This is a genomic window from Mesorhizobium sp. M7A.F.Ca.US.005.03.2.1 (assembly GCF_003997795.1).
Classification (GTDB): Bacteria; Pseudomonadota; Alphaproteobacteria; order Rhizobiales; family Rhizobiaceae; genus Mesorhizobium; species Mesorhizobium ciceri.
This window is the reverse complement of the sequence record NZ_RZRP01001182.1, coordinates 1-1471: the sequence shown is the minus strand read 5'-3', so window position 1 is coordinate 1471 and position 1471 is coordinate 1. Positions and strand designations below refer to the sequence as shown.

The 1471-nt window shown below is 60.4% G+C and carries 2 protein-coding genes and 1 pseudogene; 1 reads left to right on the top strand and 2 read right to left on the bottom strand.

What is annotated here, in order from left to right; genetic code table 11:
• Together EN991_RS41885 and EN991_RS36005 are read right to left on the bottom strand one after the other, a co-directional pair.
• Positions 1 to 109, bottom strand: a pseudogene (locus tag EN991_RS41885) (DNA-binding response regulator); the annotation flags it as partial.
• The gene (locus EN991_RS36005) at positions 96 to 629 is read right to left on the bottom strand and encodes a MarR family transcriptional regulator (protein WP_024505623.1); all 534 of its coding nucleotides are present in this window, start codon (positions 627 to 629) and stop codon (positions 96 to 98) included. The gene EN991_RS36005 and the pseudogene EN991_RS41885, both read right to left, overlap by 14 nt.
• Positions 630 to 875: 246 nt before the next feature.
• On the opposite strand from EN991_RS36005, the gene EN991_RS36000 reads away from it, so the two are divergent.
• A partial coding sequence (locus EN991_RS36000) for an aminotransferase class IV (RefSeq protein ID WP_127370505.1) occupies positions 876 to 1471 on the top strand: 596 nt, incomplete at its 3' end.

Below are 1471 nucleotides of genomic sequence, written 5' to 3'. Positions count from 1 at the left end.
GATATTGCGTGAGAAGAGTGCGGATGCGGGTGTCGGCGTCGACGACGAGCAGATGCGGCGCGTCGTCGTCCGGCGCGGCCGCGTGATCGACCCGTTCAGTGCTCTCCATGGCTTTTCCCTGACATTTTTGCGGACCCAACGTCGATCTGCGCCCTCAGTTCCGGATTGACCATCGCTTCGAGGAACCGTTCCACCAAGGTCCGTTCGGTTACTCCGGAATCCCCCAATGCAGCATGGATGCGGCGCGACTGTGGCCGCGCCAGCGCCAGCGCCAGCGCACGGCCCTTGGCTGTCGGATAAAGTTCGCGCTGGCGGCGGTCGCGCGGACCTTGCAACTGCACGATATGGTCGGTGTCGATCAGTTGCTTGAGCACACGGGCCAGGCTCTGCTTGGTGATCTTCAGCACGTCGAGCAGTTCGGCGACCGTCAGGCCCGGCCTGCGGTTGACGAAATGCAGCACCCGGTGGTGGGCCCGGCCGAAGCCGTAATCGGCCAGGATCTGGTCCGGATCGGAGGTGAAGTCGCGATAGGCAAAGAAGAGCAGCTCGATGATGGCGAAGTCGATGCCGTCCTCGACCGACATTGCGGTCCTGATCGGTTTTCCGGCGGCTGGGCTTCGATCCGTCATTATTTCTCCGTGGGAAAGAGAGATTATGTCAGTACTATTGACGTAATTTCCCTGCAATGGTAATTTTTGACAAGCTTTTGGGCGGATTGCGAACGAAAAGGCAAGGGAAGGCGGTTTTTCCGGAATTTCCTAAGTTTGCCAGAGCGCAATTATCCGCCTACGCTCCACCATAAAAGCCGCTTTGGGCGGCCGACACGAAACACACAACGATACAACTATCCGGGCTGCCGCCCGTGGGAGGTTACCATGGCATCCGTTCCCTTCGATCAACTCGATGGCTTCATCTGGATGAACGGCGAATTCGTCCAATGGGGTGACGCCAAGATCCATGTGCTGACGCACGGGCTGCATTACGCCAGCGCTGTTTTCGAGGGAGAGCGCGCCTATGGCGGCGAGATCTTCAAGCTCAACGAACACACCGAGCGCCTGCATGAATCGGCACGCCTGCTCGGTTTCAAGATCCCCTATTCGGTGGCCGAGCTCAACGACGCCTCTTCCACGCTTCTCAAGAAGCAGGGTTTCCAGGACGCCTATGTCCGGCCGATCGCCTGGCGCGGCAGTGAGCAGATGGGCGTCTCGGCGCAGAACAACCGCATCAACTGCGCCATCGCCATCTGGCAATGGCCAAGCTATTTCGATCCTGCGCAGAAGCTGAAAGGCATCCGTCTCGATGTGGCGGAATGGCGCCGGCCCGACCCGCGCACCGCGCCTTCCAAGTCGAAGGCCGCCGGGCTCTACATGATCTGCACCATGTCCAAGCACGCCGCCGAGGCCAAGGGCTATGCCGACGCCATGATGCTCGACTGGCGTGGCCAGGTCGCCGAAGCGACCGGAGCCAACAT